The sequence below is a fragment of the Micromonospora rosaria genome (genome assembly GCF_001567585.1).
Lineage (GTDB): Bacteria > Actinomycetota > Actinomycetes > Mycobacteriales > Micromonosporaceae > Micromonospora > Micromonospora rosaria.
In genome coordinates this window covers 1-15,810 of record NZ_LRQV01000148.1, presented here as the reverse complement: position 1 = coordinate 15,810, position 15,810 = coordinate 1, and the positions used below count along the sequence as shown (strand labels likewise).

The window sequence follows — 15,810 nt, the reverse complement described above, 5'->3', positions numbered from 1 at the left end:
GCCGACGGAAACGGCTCGGGCGGCGCGGGGTGCGACCATTCGTCATTCGGGGGTGAGCCGGACCCGGCGCAGCAGTTGGGCGTTGAGCGCGACCACGATGGTGGAGGCGGACATCAGCACCGCCCCGACCGCCGGGCTGAGGGTGACCCCGGCCCAGGCCAGGGCACCGGCGGCCAGCGGCAGCGCGACCACGTTGTAGCCGGCCGCCCAGGCCAGGTTCTGGAGCATCTTGCGGTACGAGGCGCGGGACAGCCGGATCACCGCCGTGACGCCGCGCGGGTCGGAGGAGGCCAGCACCACCCCGGCCGACTCGATCGCGACGTCGGTACCGGCGCCGATCGCCAGTCCGACGTCGGCACGGGCCAGCGCCGGGGCGTCGTTGACGCCGTCGCCGACCATCGCCACCCGCCGGCCCCGGGCCTGCAGGTCGGTCACCGCCCGGTCCTTGTCGGCCGGCAGCACCTCGGCGAAGATCTCGTCGACGCCGGGGCGGAAACCCAGCTCGGCGGCGACCGCCTCGGCCACCGGCCGGGCGTCCCCGGTGAGCATGGCGATCGTGCCGATGCCCTGGTCCCGCAGCTCGGCGACGGCCCGCCGGGCCTCCGGCCGGACCTCGTCGGCGAGGGCGAACGCACCGACGACCACCGCCGGGCCGGTGGCACCCGCTGGGGGGTCGGTGGTGGGGAGCCGGAGCAGGTACAGCACGGCCGCGCCCCGGGTCGACCACTCGCGGGTGGTGGCCCGCAGGTCGGCGGGGACGGTGGCGGCCAGCTCGGTCAGCAGCGCGGGGCCGCCCACCGCGTACCCGGTGCCGTCGACGGTGGCGCGGACCCCACGGCCGGGCAGCGAGCGGAAGTCCCGGGCCGTCGCCCGCAGACCGCGCTCGCCGGCCCGGGCCACCAGCGCCCGCGCCAGCGGGTGCTCGCTGTCGGCCTCGACCGCGCCGGCCAGGCGCAGTGCCTCGTCCTCGTCGAGGGTGCCGGTGGCGGCGATCCCGGTGACCGTGTGCGCCCCCTTGGTGAGGGTGCCGGTCTTGTCGAACAGGACCGCGTCGACGGTCCGCATCCGCTCCAGGGCGTACCGGTCCTTGACCAGGATGCCGGCCCGCGCGCCGAGCGCCGTGGAGAGGGCGATCACCAGCGGGATGGCCAGTCCGAGGGCGTGCGGGCAGGCGATCACCAGCACCGTCACCGTGCGGACCACCGCCTCGTCGAGATCGCCGAGCGCCCACCAGAGACCGAAGGTGACCACGGCGGTGGCGGTGGCGACGAAGAACAGCAGCGCGGCGAACCGGTCGGCGAGCACCTGGGCCCGGCCGCTGGCGGCCTGCGCCTGGGCGACGAGCCGGCCGATGCCGGCCAGGGCGGTCTGCTCGCCGACCGCCTCGACGCGGATCCGCAGGGCGGAGTCGGTGGCGACGGTGCCGGCGACCACCCGTCCGCCCACGGTACGGGCCACCGGGCGGGACTCCCCGGTGATCATCGACTCGTCGAGTTCGGCGGTGCCGTCGACGATCCGACCGTCGGCCGGTACCCGTCCCCCGGCCCGGACCAGCACCAGGTCGCCGACGCCCAGCGCCGGCACCGGTACCCGGTGGACCGTGCCGTCGGGGTCGATCCGCTCGGCGTCGTCGGGCAGCAGGGTGGCCAGCGCCGCGAGGGCGCCCCGGGCCTGCCCGATCGCCTTCATCTCCTGCCAGTGCCCGAGCAGCATGATGGTCACCAGCGCGGCCAGTTCCCACCAGAAGTCCAGGTCGAAGACGCCGAGGCTGGTGGCGACCGAGGCCAGGTAGGCGACCACGATCGCCATCGAGATGAGCAGCATCATGCCCGGGGCGCGGTCCCGGACCTCGCGGACCCCGCCGACCAGGAACGGCCACCCGCCGTAGCCGAAGACCACCGTGCCGAGCACCGGTCCGACCGCGTCGATGCCGGGAAAGTCCAGCGAGTACCCGAACCAGTCCATCACCATGTGGCTGGTGAGCACGATCGGCACGGTCAGCGCCAGGCTGAGCCAGAACTTCCGGCGGAACTGCTCGGGATCGTGCCCGGCGTGCGTGTCGTGCCCCGCGTGCGTGTCGTGGCCGGCGTGCGTGTCGTGGCCGTGATCCATCTCCGCCACCTCCACTCCGACCATATACCCCCCGGGGGTTATAGGTCAGGGTTGTGTCGGGTGGGCCACGGCACGCCCGACCGTGAGGACCCGGCCGGGCAGGTGGCGCAGGCGTCGGTCCGCGTACCGGGGCGCCCGTCGCCGGGGTGCCTGGTACGCGGACCGGCACGGCCTATCGGACGGCGAGCGGACCGGAGGGTACCGGCCCCGCGACCGACGCGACGTCGACGTCGTCGGGTGACGGACCGGGACACCAGCGGTCCCGGTCGGGCAGCGCCCCGGTGGTGAGGAACGTGGTGGCGATGCCCGCGGCGCACGGCCCGGACCGGATGCCGTACACGCCGTGCCCGCCCGCGTCCTGGGTGACCATCGCCGCCCGCCGGTCCAACGCCCGACGCATCCCGAGCGCGCCCCGCCAGCCGGTGGACGGGTCACGCAGGTTCTGCAGGATGAGCACGTTGCGCGGCCCCTCGCCGGTCACCGCCACCGGCGGCTCCAGTGGCCGGTACGGCCACGACGCGCACGGCCACACGTTGGCCGGCATGCCGGCGGTGACCGGGAACAGCCGGCGGTCGACGGCCACGCTGCGGGCGTACGAGTCGACGTCGCGCGGCCACGCCACGTCGCCGCAGGCGACCGCGTAGAGGACGGCGATGTTGTTGTCGGCCGGCACCTGGGCGGCCGGCACCCGGGCTGCCGGCGCCGCGCGCCGCAGCGCGGGCAGGGCCGCCGGTGGCCTCGCCTGGGCGAGTTCCCACCAGATCGCGGCGAGCTGCGGAAAGTTGCCGTCCCGGTACAGGAGGGAACGGGTCATCTCGCGGTAGATGGTGCCGGTGACCACGAGACCGGGTACCACGAGAGGGTCGCGGTCCAGCGCCGCCGCGGTCGCGACGTAGGTCTCGGTGACCGCGGCCGGCGTCGCGCCCAGCCCGTACTCGTCGTGACGGGCGGCCAGCCAGCCGGTGAAGTCGGGGAAGCGCACCGCCACGGACGGGCCCCACTGCCGGAAGACGCCGCGCCAGATCCGGTTCGGGTCGACCGCGCTGTCCAGGATGATCCGGTCGCCGTGGGCCGGGAACAGCGAGAGGTAGACCGCGCCGAGGTAACTGCCGTAGGAGTACCCGAGGAACGACAGCTTCGGCTCACCGAGCGCGGCCCGGATGCGGTCCATGTCGCGGGCGGTGTTGGCGGTGGTGATGTACGGCAGCAGCTCGCCGGAGTGTGCCGCGCAGGCGCGCGCCGTCGTCCGCGCGAACTCGACGTTGCGGGCGATCGACCCGTCCGGCGCCGGGTAGGGCAGGGCGAGCTCGGCCATCGTGGCCGGGTCCGTGATGCCGCAGGTGATCGGGGTGCTCGCCCCGACGCCGCGCGGGTCGAACCCGATCAGGTCGTAGCGGGCCAGCACCTCGGCCGGCAGCACGGCGGCGAGGAAGCTCGGCATGTCGAGCCCGGAGCCGCCGGGCCCGCCCGGGTTGGACAGCAGGATGCCGCGCCGCAGCCCCGGCTCGGCGGCGGCGATCCGCGAGATCGTGACGTCGATCTGGCGGCCGTGCGGCCGGCGGTGGTCCAGCGGCAGGCGCAGTGTGGCGCACTCCTGGCGGGCGTCGCGCCCGGCACCTGCGGCCGGCGGCGGGCAGCCACCCCAGACCGGCCCGGCCGGTGCGGCTGGCGGGGCCGTCGCCCCTGCCGGAACCGCCGGGGCGAGCGTGGCCACGAGCAGGGCCACCGCGACGAGCACCGGTGAGCGCCGCCTCCGCCAGCGGGTCGAGCTTTCCTGGTCGAGCACCGGGCACCCCCGAATCATCGATGGCTGCGATGGTCGTCACGCCGTTGTGGAACGGTATGGCTGCTGGCGAGGGGAGTGTGTGGCGGACCGGGAGGTGTCCGGAGGATCTCCCGGTGGGTGCGGTCGATCCGCCACCGGATCGTGGCGGATGACGTCGAACGGCGGGCCGAGGAAATCCCGCACATTCTGGTGACGGAGAGCCAGCCTCCCCCACCCCCGAGGGTAACGCTGGGGGAGGCTGTCGGGTACGGCCCCTCACTCTCCTTCCGGGTCGGGTGTGGCACGGGGTCGGCCGGGTCCGCGCATCCGGCCGACGCCCCCGGGCAGCCGGCCGGCGTCGGCGAGAGCCTTGCGCAGGAGGTACTCGATCTGGGCGTTGGTGCTGCGGAACTCGTCGCCGGCCCAGCGCGCGAGCGCGTCGTGCACGGCGGGATCGAGCCGGAGGAGGAGTTTCTTCCGTTCGGCAGCCATGTGTCTAGGAGTAGAGGGTGCCCGCGTTGACCACGGGCTGGGCGTCCCGGTCGCCGCACAGCACCACCAGCAGGTTGCTGACCATCGCGGCCTTGCGTTCCTCGTCGAGGTCGACGACGTGGTTCTCGGAGAGGCGGACCAGGGCCATCTCCACCATGCCCACGGCGCCCTCGACGATGCGGGTACGGGCCGCGACGATGGCGTTCGCCTGCTGCCTGCGCAGCATGGCGTGGGCGATCTCGGGTGAGTAGGCGAGGCGGGTCAGCCGGGACTCGATGATCTTCACTCCCGCCGCGGCGACCCGGACACCGACCTCTTCCGACAGCCGGGCGGTGATCTCGTCGGCGTTGTCGCGCAGGGACATCCGGGTGCTGTCGTGGGAGTCGTAGGAGTAGCTGTTGGCGATGTGCCGGACGGCGGTCTCGGTCTGGATGGCGACGAACTCGATGAAGTCGTCGACCTCGAAGACGGCGCGGGCGGTGTCCTCGACCTGCCAGACGACGACGGCGGCGATCTCGATGGGGTTGCCGTCGGCATCGTTGACCTTGAGCATGTCCGTCTCGTGATTGCGGATGCGGGTGGAGACCTTGCGCCTGGCGGTGAGCGGGTTGACCCAGCGGAGCCCGTCGGTGCGGACGGTTCCGGTGTAGCGGCCGAGAAGCTGAAGGACGCGCGCCTCACCGGGGGCGACCGGAGTGAGACCAGCCAGCGCGATCAGGGCGGCCAGCCCGAACAGGAGGCTGAGACCGATGAGGCTTGCGCCGACCACGCCGCCCTCCTGCCGCACGCCGACGACGAAGACGGCGACGCTGAGGACGAGCACCAGGATGGACGCGGCGAGGACCGGCCAGCCCGAGGCGCCCCGGGCGATGCGCTCGCGCACCTGCGGGGCGGGCAGGTCGAGGTGTTCCGTCATGGCAGGGGCTCCTTCGTCGGGATGATGTCCTAACGCTAGCAAAGTGATATCACAATTCCAACCGTGCGGGCCGGACGCGACGGAAAACGCGACGGCCGGCACCGCCCGTGCGGGCGGTGCCGGCCGTCGCGGACCGGGTCAGCTCCGGCGGGGGCCGCTGCTGTCGCGGACCACGAGCACCGGCTCGACCTGCGCCGGCTCCGGACCGGTGGACCCGGCGGCGCCGAGCAGCGCCAGCAGGGCGGCCACGCACCGGCGGCCGACCTCGTCGAAGTCCTGGCGGACGGTGGTCAACGGCGGTGACAGGTACTCGGCCTCGGGGATGTCGTCGAAGCCGACCACGCTGACGTCCTCGGGCACCCGCACACCGCGCTGGTGCAGCGCGCGCAGCAGGCCGAGCGCCTGGTGGTCGTTGGCGCAGAAGACCGCGGTCACGTCCGGCCGATCGACCAGCGACTGCCCGATCTCGTACCCGGCGCGGGGGCTCCAGTCACCCGGGACGACCGCCGGCACCCGCCGGCCGGCCTGCTCCAACGCCAGCCGCCAGCCGTCGACCCGGTCCCGGGCCTCCAGCCAGTCCCGGGGGCCGGCAACGTGCCACACCGTCTCGTGCCCGAGCGCGAGCAGGTGCTCCACCGCGAGGCGGGCGCCGGCCACCTGGTCGACCGAGACGCTGGGCAGCTCGCCGGTGCCCCCACCGGACTCGACCACCACCGCCGGCACCCCGGTCGGCAGTCCGTGTACGGCCAGGGCCGCGGTCATCATCGGGGCGATGATGACCACCCCGGCCACCGACTGCTCGGTGAGCGCGTCGATGGCGGACTTCATCCCGGCGCGGTCGAGCCGCTCCAGGGTGACGATGTTGATGCCGTACCCGGCGGCGCGGGCGGCCCGCTCGATACCGAGCAGGGTGGCGGCCGGGCCGTACAGGATGGTGTCGAAGCTGACCACGCCGATCACCCGGGAGCGCCGCCCGGCCAGCCCCCGGGCCAGCGCGTTGGGCCGGTAGTTGAGCTGGTGCACCGCGCGCAGCACCCGTTCCCGGGTCTCCGGTCGGACACTCGGGTGGTTGTTGAGCACCCGCGACACCGTCTGGTGCGAGACCCCGGCGAGCCGGGCGACGTCGCTCATCACCGCGGCCCGTACGACCGGCTGCTGCCCCATGCCTCATCCCCCTCGCCGCCATCGTAGCCCGTGGTGATCAACATCGACGGGCGCCGAGGCCCGCCACGCCGCCGGCCCGCCCGGCGGGCCCGACCCGGCGGTCGGGCGCGCCGGAGCGCCGGGTCGGGCCACCGTGGTCCCGTCAGAATCCCCGGGCCAACCGGTAGTAGGCCTGGTTCCAGCGCAGCTCCTGGGCGAACCGGCGGGGGGTGGTGCCGGCGTCGATGACCACCAGTTCGGTGGCGACCATCTCGGCCAGGTCGTGCAGCTCCTCCACCCCGACCGCCTGGGACAGCACGGTGTGGTGCGGCGCCCCCGCGGTCAGCCAGGCCTCCGCCGACGTGGCCAGGGACGGCCGGGGCCGCCACACCGCCCGCGCCACCGGCAGCTTCGGCAGCGGCTGTGGCGGCTCCACCACGTCGATCTCGTTGGCGACCAGCCGGAACCGCTCCCCCATGTCGGCCAGGCCGGCCACCACGGCCGGGCCCGGCTGGGCGTCGAACACCAGCCGCACCGGGTCCTCCCGGCCGCCGATACCCAGCGGGTGGATCTCCACGGTCGGCGTGCCGGCGGCGATGCTGGGGCAGACCTCCAGCATGTGCGCGCCGAGGATCACCTCCTGGCCGGGCGTGAGGTCGTAGGTGTAGTCCTCCATGAACGAGGTCCCGCCGGTGGCGCCGACCGACATCGCCTTGAGCGTGCGGACCAGCACGGAGGTCTTCCAGTCACCCTCGCCGCCGAAGCCGTACCCGTCGGCCATCAGCCGCTGCACCGCGATGCCCGGGAGCTGCCGCAGCCCGCCGAGGTCCTCGAAGTTGGTGGTGAAGGCGCGGAACCCGCCGGCGGTGAGGAACTCCCGCAGCCCCGCCTCGATCCGGGCGGCGTAGCGCAGCGCGTCGTGCCGGTCCCCGCCGGGGCGCAGCCCGGCGGCCAGCCGGTAGCTGTCGTCGTACTCCTTGACCAGCTCGTCGACGCGCGCGTCGGATACCTCGTCCACGACCGCCACCAGGTCGTTCACGCCGTAGGTGTTGACCGAGACGCCGAAGCGCAGCTCCGCCTCGACCTTGTCCCCCTCGGTGACCGCCACGTCGCGCATGTTGTCGCCGAAGCGGGCCAGCCGCAGCGAACGCAGCTCCGCGTGGCCGACCGCCGCCCGCACCCACGCCCCGATCCGGGCGCCCACCTCGGGGTTGCTGACGTGCCCGGCGACCGTCTTGCGGGCCACCCCGAGGCGGGTCTGCACGAACCCGAACTCCCGGTCGCCGTGGGCGGCCTGATTGAGGTTCATGAAGTCCATGTCGATGTCGGCCCAGGGCAGCTCGACATTGGCCTGGGTGTGCAGGTGCAGCAGCGGGGTCCGCAGCGAGTCCAGACCCGAGATCCACATCTTCGCGGGCGAGAAGGTGTGCATCCAGGCGATCACCCCGACCGCGCCCTGCACCGCGGCGTCCCGGCAGACGGCCAGGATCTCGGTACTGGAGGTGAGAACCGGCTTCCACACCACCCGGGCGGGGATCGCGGGGTCGGCGTCGAGCTGCGCGGCGATCTGCCGCGACTGCTCGGCCACCTGGCGCAGGGTCTCCGGGCCGTACAGGCCCTGGCTCCCGGTGAGGAACCAGACCTCGGCGGCCGGTGATGAGCTCGTCATGGGGTTGCCTTCCGATGGACGGGTGGGATCACTTCTTGCGGATGCCGACGAGGCGTTGGAGCAGGATGAACGCGAACAGCAGGCCACCGATCACGATCTTGGTCCACCACGAGTTGAGCGTGCCGTCGAAGGTGATCAGGGTCTGGATCACGCCGAGGACAAGCACCCCCAGGACGGTGCCGAACACGTAGCCGGAGCCGCCGGTGAGCAGGGTGCCCCCGATGACGACCGCCGCGATCACGTCCAACTCCATGCCCACGGCGATCAGCGGCGCCCCGGAGAGGGTGTAGAAGGAGAGCATGATGCCGCCGATCGCCGAGCAGAGCCCGCTGATGGTGTAGACGGCGATCTTGGTACGGGCCACCGGCAGCCCCATCAGCAGCGCCGACTGGGGGTTGCCGCCGATGGCGTACACGTTGCGGCCCAGCCGGGTGTACGCCAGCACGAAGGCCGCGAGCAGCACCACCGCCACGGCGATCAGGACGCTGATGCTGACGAAGCTCTCCCCGATCCGGATGCGCTCCTGGGCCATCGTGGTCCAGAACCCGTCGGTGATCGGGATCGAGGACGCGCTGATCCAGGTGCACATGCCCCGGGCGAAGAACATCCCGGCCAGGGTGACGATGAACGGCTGGATGTCGAAGAAGTGGATCACACAGCCCATCGCGAACCCAAGGGTCGGGCCGATCAGCAGCGCGATCAGCAGCACCAGGGCGGGCGGCAGCCCCGAGCGCAGCAGCGAGGCCGAGACCATCGCGGTCATCGCCACCACCGAGCCGACCGACAGGTCGATCCCGCCGGTGAGGATCACGAAGGTCATGCCGACCGCGACCACGAGCAGGAAGCCGTTGTCGATGAAGATGTTGAAGACGACCTGGACGTTGGAGAAGGCGCGGTACTGCGAGACGCCGACGCCGTACATGACCAGCAGCAGGGCGAGGGTGGCCAGCACCGGCACGTGCCGCGGGGGCACCCGCCACCACGCCCGGTCGGCGCGTGCGGCCAGTGGTGTGGTGGTCATGCCGGGACCTGCTCCTTCTGCTGCTCGGCGGGGGTCGTCGGGGGGGTCGGGGTTGCGGCGCGCCGCCGCAGCCGGGCCCGGAAGGCCGGGGCCTGGATGAGGCAGACCACGATCACCACCACGGCCTTGAACAGCAGGGCCGTCTGCGGGTCGATGCTCATCGCGTAGACCGAGGTGGTGAGGGTCTGGATGAGCAGCGCGCCGACGATGGTGCCGCCGAGGTAGAACCGGCCGCCGGCCAGCGAGGTGCCGCCGATGACGACGGCGAGGATGGCGTCCAGCTCCACCCAGAGGCCGGCGGCGTTGCCGTCGGCGCTGGAGACGTTGGCGGTCATCATGAACCCGGCGATGCCGGCGCAGGCCGCGCTGACCACGTAGACCAGGAGCGTGATCCGCCGGGCCCGGACCCCGGCGAGCCGACTGGCCTCGGCGTTCCCGCCGACCGCCTCGATGATCATGCCGAGCGCGGTCCGCCGGGTCAGCACCGCCACCAGCAGCGTCACGGCGAGGGCGACGATGATCGCGAACGGCAGGCCGACCAGGTGCCCGACCCCGATCGTCCGGTACGGGTCGCTGTTGACGGTGATGATCTGCCCCTGGGTGACGAGCTGGGCCAAACCCCGCCCGGCGACCATCAGGATCAGCGTGGCGATGATCGGTTGGATGCCGATCACCGCGACCAGCGTCCCGTTCCAGACCCCGAGCAGCAGGGCGACCCCGAACGCGAGGGCCAACGCGGTGACGACCCCGCCGAGACTGTTCTGGTCGGGCTGCTTGCTGATGTACAGGCAGGCCACCGCGCCGCTGACGGCCACCACCGAGCCCACCGAGAGGTCGATGCCGCCGGTGGCGATGACCAGCGACATGCCCAGCGCCACCAGGATCAGCGGCGCGCTGAGCCGGAGGATGTCGACCAGGCTGCCGTACAGGTGCCCGTTCTTCAGCTCGACGGAGAGGAAACTGGGCCGGTAGACGGTGTTCGCGGCGATCAGCAGCACCAGCACCACGAGCGGCCAGAACAGCCGGTGCCCGGTGACCGCCGGCAGCCGGCTCCGCAGGGTGCTCATGCCGGTGCTCCTTCCTCGTGGCCGCCGCTGGCGATGGCGTTCATGACCCGGTCGGCGTCGAGGGTGTCGTCGTTGGTGAGCTGGGTGACCATCTGCCGGTCACGCATCACCGCGACCCGGTGGCTGAGCCGCAGCACCTCCTCCAGCTCGGCGGAGATGAACAGCACGGCCATCCCGCCGTCGGCGAGCTTCACCACCAGCCGCTGGATCTCGGTCTTGGCGCCGATGTCGATGCCCCGGGTCGGCTCGTCGAGGATCAGCAGCCGGGGCTCGGTGATCAGCCAGCGGGCCAGCAGCACCTTCTGCTGGTTGCCGCCGGAGAGGTTGCGCACCGGCAGGTCCGGGTTGGCCGGACGGATGCTCAGCGCCTCGATCCAGCGCTGGACCAGCTCGTCCTGCCGGCGCCGGGGCACCGGACGCAGCCAGCCCCGGGCCGCCTGCATGGCCAGGATGATGTTCTCCCGCACCGTCAGCTCGCCGACCAGTCCCTCGGTACGGCGATTCTCCGAGCAGAAGGCGATGTTGCGGTCGATCGCGGCCACCGGGTTGCGGATCGTGGTCGGCGTACCGTCCACGGTGAGCTGCCCCTGGTCGGCGCGGTCGGCGCCGAAGAAGAGCCGGGCCACCTCGGTCCGGCCGGAGCCGAGCAGCCCGGCCAGCCCGACCACCTCGCCCTGGTGGATGGTGAGGCTGAACGGCGCCACCGAGCCGGTGCGGCCCAACCCCTCGGCCGTCACCAGTGGCGGGCCCGCGGCGACCGCCTCCGGGTCGTTGCCGGCGTCGGCGTCGATGCTCTCCAGCGCGTCGAGCTCCTTGCCGATCATCTTCTCGACCAGGGCGAGCTGCGGCAGCTCGGCGGTGGGCCATTCGCCGACCAGGCGGCCGTTGCGCAGCACGGTGATCCGGTCGGCGATGCCGTACACCTGGTCGAGGAAGTGGGTGACGAAGAGGATCGCGATGCCGTCGTCGCGCAACTGACGCATGATCCGCAGGAGCTGCGCGACCTCGTCGGCGTCCAGGCTGGAGGTGGGTTCGTCGAGGATCAGCACCCGGGCCCGCACGTCGACCGCGCGGGCGATGGCCACCATCTGCTGCACCGCGAGGGAGTAGCTGCCGAGCAGCTCCGTCACGTCGATGTGCAGGTCGATGCGGGCCAGCAGCTCGGTCGCCCGCCGGCGCATCGCGCGCCAGTCCACCACGCCGAGGCGGCGCGGCTCGCGGCCGATGAAGATGTTCTCCGCCACGGAGAGGTTGGGCAGGAGGTTGACCTCCTGGTAGACGGTGCTCACCCCGGCCGCGGTGGCCTGCATCGGGCCGGTGAAGGAGACCCGGGCGCCGTCGAGGGTGACGGTGCCGGCGTCGGTGCCGTACACACCGGTCAGCACCTTGATCAAGGTGGACTTGCCGGCGCCGTTCTCGCCCATCAGGGCGTGCACCTCACCGGGGAAGAGCCGGAAGTCGACGCCGTCGAGGGCGCGTACTCCGGGGAAGATCTTGCTGATCGCGGTCATCGTCAGGACCGGATGCCTCTGCGACATCCCACCAGCCCTTTCCTTCGCAGCGCCGGGGCCGCCGCGCGGGGCGCGCGGCGGCCCCGGTCGGTCAGTACTTCCGGGTGGGCAGGGCGGCCTTCGCCTGCTCCTGCGTAAACGTGGTCTCCTCGGTCTCGACACGGGTCGGCACCGACTCGCCGGCGTGCACCTTCTTCACCAGGTCCATGAGCTGGGGGCCGAGCAGCGGGCTGCACTCCGCGATGAAGTTGAACTTGCCGTCGGCGAGGGCCTGCATACCGTCCTTGACCGCGTCGATGGTGATGATGGTGATGTCCTTGCCCGGCACCTTGCCGGCCGCGGTGATCGCCTCCAGGGCGCCGAGGCCCATGTCGTCGTTGTGCGCGAAGAGCACGTCGATCTTCGGGTTGGCCTTGAGGAACTGCTCCATGACCTGCTTGCCGCCGGCCCGGGTGAAGTCACCGCTCTGCGAGGCGACGATCTTCAGGTTGGGGTTGGCGGCGATCGCCTCGGCGAAGCCCTTCTTGCGGTCGTTGGCCGGCGCCGAGCCGGTGGTGCCCTGCAGCTCGACGATGTTCACCGGGCCGGTGGCGGCCTTCTTCTCCTCCACCAGCCACTCGCCGGAGAGCCGGCCCTCCTTGACGAAGTCCGAGCCGATGAAGGTCTTGTAGAGGCTCGTGTCGGCCGAGTCGACCGCCCGGTCGGTGAGGATCACCGGGATGTCCGCGTCCTTGGCCTCCTTGAGCACGGTGTCCCAGCCCGACTCCACCACCGGCGAGAAGGCGATCACGTCCACCTTCTGCTGGATGAAGTTGCGGATCGCCTTGATCTGGTTCTCCTGCTTCTGCTGGGCGTCGTCGAACTTCAGCTCGATGCCGGCCTCCGCCGCGGCCTCCTTGACCGAGGTGGTGTTCGCGGTCCGCCAGCCGCTCTCCGCGCCGACCTGCGAGAAACCGAGGACGATCGTGCCGTTTCCGCTGCCGTCGCCGCCGTCGCCGCTGTCGCCGCCGGTGTCGCTGTTGGCACAGCCGACCAGGCCACCCGCCAGCAGACCGGCGGCCAGGAGGGTGCCGAGCCCGCGCCGGGTGAACGTACCGGTCTTCAACATCTGTTGGCTCCTTGAGGGGTGAGGTGGGGGTGTGAGCTCCCGGCCCGCCGCCGGGGGGCGACGGGCAGGGGTGGACCGCCGACGGTGGTGTGTGGCCGTCGACCGACCGGGGTGGACCGCCGGCGGTGGTGGTGCCGCCGACCGACTGGGAAGGCCGCCGGCGGTGGATCGGGCCGCCGACCGGCCGGGGGTACGCGCGGGGCGGGCGCCCTCAGGCCGTGCCGACCGGGGCGCCGGACTGCCCGTACACGTTCTGGTAGCGGTCGTGGAGGGAGTCGACGTGCTCGGCGGCGATCGGCACCGGCCGGCCGAGCGTGCGGGCGAGGTACATGGTGCGGGCGACGTCCTCGCACATCACCGCCGCCTTGACCGCCGCCCGGGCGTCCCGGCCGATGGTGAAGACGCCGTGGTTGCGCATCAGCACCGCCGGGGAGCGGTGCCCGGAGAGGGTGGCGACGATGCCCTTGCCGATGTCGTCCCCGCCGATCAGCGCGAACGGCCCGACCGGGATCTCGCCGCCGAACTCGTCGGCCTGGGCGGTGAGGTGGCAGGGGATGGCCTCGCCGCAGGCGGCCCAGGCGGTGGCGTACCCGCTGTGGGTGTGCACCACCCCGCCGACCTCCGGCATCGCCCGGTAGACGTAGGCGTGCGCGGCGGTGTCGCTGGACGGCGACAGGTCGCCGTCGACCACGACCCCGTCCAGGTCGCAGACGACCATGGTGTCGGGGCTCAGGTCGTCGTAGGAGACCCCGCTGGGCTTGATGACCAGCAGGTCCCGCCCCGGCACCCGGGCCGAGACGTTGCCGGCGGTCCAGGCCACCAGGTTGTACCGGACCAGTTCGCCGTGCAGGGTGGCGACCTGCTCGCGCAGCCGTGCCACCGCGGCGTCCCGCACGTCCCGCCCGCTCATGCCGTCACCTCGCCACGCTCGGCGCCGACCCGGCCGGCCGCGCCGGTGATCCGCTCGGTGCGCTCGCTCATGCCACCACCTCCAGGGGGGTCGCGGCCGGACCGGCCGCGTCGGGGTCCGCCGCCGTGCGGGCGGCGTTGCGGATGGCGCGCAGGCGCAGCAGCAGGTCGTCCGCGCCCCGGCCGAAGTGGTCGTGCAGCCGCCGGTACTCGGCGTACAGCGCGTCGTAGGCGCGGGCCCGCTCGGGGTCCGGCCGGTAGACGTCCCGGTCGACCCGGCCCATCGCCGCCGAGGCGGCCGGCACGTCGGGGTACGCGCCGGCGGCGACCGCCGCGTGGATCGCCGAGCCCAGCGCCGGACCCTGGGCCGAGCCGATGATCCCCAGTGGACGCCGGGTCACGTCGGCGTAGATCTGCATCAGCAGCGTGTTGCCGGTCAGTCCACCCGCGACGATCAGCTCGTCGACCGGCACCCCGGCCTCGGCGAACGCCTCGATGATCATGCGGGTGCCGTACGCGGTGGACTCCAGCAGCGCCCGGTACACGTCCGGCGGCCGGGTGGCCAGGGTCAGCCCGACGAGCACGCCGCTCAGGTCGTGGTTGACCAGCAGCGACCGGTTGCCGTTCCACCAGTCCAGGGCGACCAGGCCGTGCGCGCCGACCGGCTGGGCGGCGGCGGCCTCGGTCAGCGCCTCGTGCGAGGCGTACCCGGCGGGGGCGGCGTGCTGCACGTACCAGGCGAAGATGTCGCCGACGCCGCTCTGGCCGGCCTCGTAGCCCCAGTGGCCGGCGCTGATCCCGCCGTCGACCACGCCGCACATGCCGGCCACCTCGGCCAGCTCGGTGCCGTTGACCACATGGCAGGTGGAGGTGCCCATGATGGCGACCAGTCGACCCGGGTCGAGGGCCTGCGCGGCGGCGGCGGTGACGTGGGCGTCGACGTTACCGACCGCGACGGCGATGCCCTCGGGCAGGCCGGTCCAGGCGGCGGCCTGCGCGGTCAACCCGCCGGCCCGGTCGCCGAGCTGCGCCAGCGGCCCCTCGAGCTTGGCGACGAAGTCGGCGAAGCCGGGGTTCAGCGCGGCCAGGTACTCCGCCGACGGGTACCGGCCGTCCTGGTGGATGCCCTTGTAGCCGGCGGTGCAGACGTTACGGGTCTCGGTGCCGCAGAGCTGCCAGACGATCCAGTCGGCCGCCTCGATCCAGCGCTGCGCGCGGGCGTAGACCTCCGGGTCCTCCTCCAGGAGCTGGAGGCCCTTGGCGTACTGCCACTCGGCGGAGATCTTGCCGCCGTAGCGGCCGATCCACGGCTCGCCCCGGGAGTGGGCCAGGGCGTTGATCCGGTCCGCCTGGGGCTGGGCGGCGTGGTGCTTCCACAGCTTGACCCAGGCGTGCGGGCGGTGACGCAGCTCGGGCAGCTCGCAGAGCGGGGTGCCGTCGGCGAGGGTGGGCAGCACCGTGCAGGCGGTGAAGTCGATGCCGATGCCGACCACCCGTGCCGGGTCGACCCCGCTGGCGGCCAGCGCGGCCGGGACCGCCTGACGCAGCACGTCGCGGTAGTCGTCCGGGTCCTGCAGGGCCCAGTCGGCCGGCAGGGCCCGTCCGTCGGCCGCGGTGAGCTCCGCGTCCATCACCCCGTGCCGGTACGGGTGCACCGCCGTGCCCAGCTCGGCGCCGTCGCCGACCCGTACCACCAGTGCCCGACCGGACAACGTTCCGAAGTCGACGCCGATGACGTACCGGTCGCCGGGCTCCGCCGTAACGCTCATGTGAACCTCCGCTGACGCGCTGGGGCATAGTGTTAGCGCTCACATGACGACCCGTCAAGCCATCGACGGAAACATTGTCGAAACCGCGATCCGGCACTGCCCCCGCGACCGGGCCACACCTCGACGCGAGCCCGGCCGACGACCGGCGCACCCGCACTGATCTGCCGATCCTTCGACTACCCAGGCCAACAGCCACGGAGAGTGACGGCCACGGCACCGGCATCCGGAGCCGACCGGAGGCAGCTTAGCCCGACCAGCCCGGCGCCAACAGATCGGCGGTCGATGATGTTACCGGCACGCTTCACTGTGGCCGCTCCGACCACCCGCC

Annotated in this window: 12 protein-coding genes; all 12 read right to left on the bottom strand. The window is 72.7% G+C overall.

The genetic code is table 11. From position 1 onward, the window contains the following. Positions 1–42: 42 nt before the first annotated feature. Complete coding sequence (locus tag AWW66_RS27335; protein WP_067372128.1) at positions 43–2,112, bottom strand: heavy metal translocating P-type ATPase; 2,070 nt, start codon at positions 2,110–2,112, stop codon at positions 43–45. A 172-nt stretch (positions 2,113–2,284) separates the two neighbouring features. Beyond that, positions 2,285–3,898, bottom strand: a complete 1,614-nt coding sequence (locus AWW66_RS27330; RefSeq protein WP_211272121.1) for an alpha/beta hydrolase — start codon at positions 3,896–3,898, stop codon at positions 2,285–2,287. A gap of 255 nt (positions 3,899–4,153) precedes the next feature. Beyond that, on the bottom strand, positions 4,154–4,369 hold the full coding sequence (locus tag AWW66_RS27325) for a type II toxin-antitoxin system antitoxin (RefSeq protein WP_067372121.1): 216 nt from the start codon (positions 4,367–4,369) through the stop codon (positions 4,154–4,156). Between the two features lie 4 nt (positions 4,370–4,373). After that, positions 4,374–5,285, bottom strand: a complete 912-nt coding sequence (locus tag AWW66_RS27320) for an SPFH domain-containing protein (protein WP_067372118.1) — start codon at positions 5,283–5,285, stop codon at positions 4,374–4,376. Between the two features lie 138 nt (positions 5,286–5,423). Further along, positions 5,424–6,449, bottom strand: a complete 1,026-nt coding sequence (locus AWW66_RS27315; RefSeq protein ID WP_067372115.1) for a LacI family DNA-binding transcriptional regulator — start codon at positions 6,447–6,449, stop codon at positions 5,424–5,426. Between the two features lie 142 nt (positions 6,450–6,591). Beyond that, the gene (gene araA / locus AWW66_RS27310) at positions 6,592–8,097 is read right to left on the bottom strand and encodes an L-arabinose isomerase (protein ID WP_067372112.1); all 1,506 of its coding nucleotides are present in this window, start codon (positions 8,095–8,097) and stop codon (positions 6,592–6,594) included. A gap of 28 nt (positions 8,098–8,125) precedes the next feature. After that, positions 8,126–9,118 (bottom strand): galactofuranose ABC transporter, permease protein YjfF, encoded by a 993-nt coding sequence (gene yjfF / locus AWW66_RS27305; protein WP_067372109.1) that lies wholly within the window; start codon positions 9,116–9,118, stop codon positions 8,126–8,128. Then, entirely contained in the window at positions 9,115–10,185 is a 1,071-nt protein-coding gene (locus AWW66_RS27300; RefSeq protein ID WP_067372106.1) for an ABC transporter permease, read from the bottom strand. The genes yjfF and AWW66_RS27300 overlap by 4 nt, the downstream gene beginning before the upstream one ends. Further along, positions 10,182–11,723, bottom strand: coding sequence for a sugar ABC transporter ATP-binding protein (locus tag AWW66_RS27295; protein WP_067372103.1), 1,542 nt, complete (start codon positions 11,721–11,723; stop codon positions 10,182–10,184). Before AWW66_RS27295 ends, AWW66_RS27300 begins: the two co-directional genes overlap by 4 nt. A 64-nt stretch (positions 11,724–11,787) precedes the next feature. Continuing rightward, positions 11,788–12,804 (bottom strand): ABC transporter substrate-binding protein, encoded by a 1,017-nt coding sequence (locus AWW66_RS27290; protein WP_067372097.1) that lies wholly within the window; start codon positions 12,802–12,804, stop codon positions 11,788–11,790. Between the two features lie 211 nt (positions 12,805–13,015). Next, complete coding sequence (locus AWW66_RS27285; protein ID WP_067372095.1) at positions 13,016–13,714, bottom strand: L-ribulose-5-phosphate 4-epimerase; 699 nt, start codon at positions 13,712–13,714, stop codon at positions 13,016–13,018. A 67-nt stretch (positions 13,715–13,781) separates the two neighbouring features. Beyond that, positions 13,782–15,482 carry a ribulokinase gene (araB, locus tag AWW66_RS27280; protein ID WP_067372092.1) on the bottom strand — a complete coding sequence of 567 codons (1,701 nt, stop codon included), beginning with the start codon at positions 15,480–15,482 and terminating at the stop codon, positions 13,782–13,784. Positions 15,483–15,810: the final 328 nt, after the last annotated feature.

What these genes read in the sequence shown, in the direction of transcription:
- AWW66_RS27335 (WP_067372128.1), bottom strand. Translation starts at nt 2,112, where the DNA reads ATGGATCACGGCCACGACACGCACGCCGGCCACGACACGCACGCGGGG.
- AWW66_RS27325 (WP_067372121.1), bottom strand. Translation starts at nt 4,369, where the DNA reads ATGGCTGCCGAACGGAAGAAACTCCTCCTCCGGCTCGATCCCGCCGTG.
- AWW66_RS27320 (WP_067372118.1), bottom strand. Translation starts at nt 5,285, where the DNA reads ATGACGGAACACCTCGACCTGCCCGCCCCGCAGGTGCGCGAGCGCATC.
- AWW66_RS27315 (WP_067372115.1), bottom strand. Translation starts at nt 6,449, where the DNA reads ATGGGGCAGCAGCCGGTCGTACGGGCCGCGGTGATGAGCGACGTCGCC.
- araA (WP_067372112.1), bottom strand. Translation starts at nt 8,097, where the DNA reads ATGACGAGCTCATCACCGGCCGCCGAGGTCTGGTTCCTCACCGGGAGC.
- yjfF (WP_067372109.1), bottom strand. Translation starts at nt 9,118, where the DNA reads ATGACCACCACACCACTGGCCGCACGCGCCGACCGGGCGTGGTGGCGG.
- AWW66_RS27300 (WP_067372106.1), bottom strand. Translation starts at nt 10,185, where the DNA reads ATGAGCACCCTGCGGAGCCGGCTGCCGGCGGTCACCGGGCACCGGCTG.
- AWW66_RS27295 (WP_067372103.1), bottom strand. Translation starts at nt 11,723, where the DNA reads ATGTCGCAGAGGCATCCGGTCCTGACGATGACCGCGATCAGCAAGATC.
- AWW66_RS27290 (WP_067372097.1), bottom strand. Translation starts at nt 12,804, where the DNA reads ATGTTGAAGACCGGTACGTTCACCCGGCGCGGGCTCGGCACCCTCCTG.
- AWW66_RS27285 (WP_067372095.1), bottom strand. Translation starts at nt 13,714, where the DNA reads ATGAGCGGGCGGGACGTGCGGGACGCCGCGGTGGCACGGCTGCGCGAG.
- araB (WP_067372092.1), bottom strand. Translation starts at nt 15,482, where the DNA reads ATGAGCGTTACGGCGGAGCCCGGCGACCGGTACGTCATCGGCGTCGAC.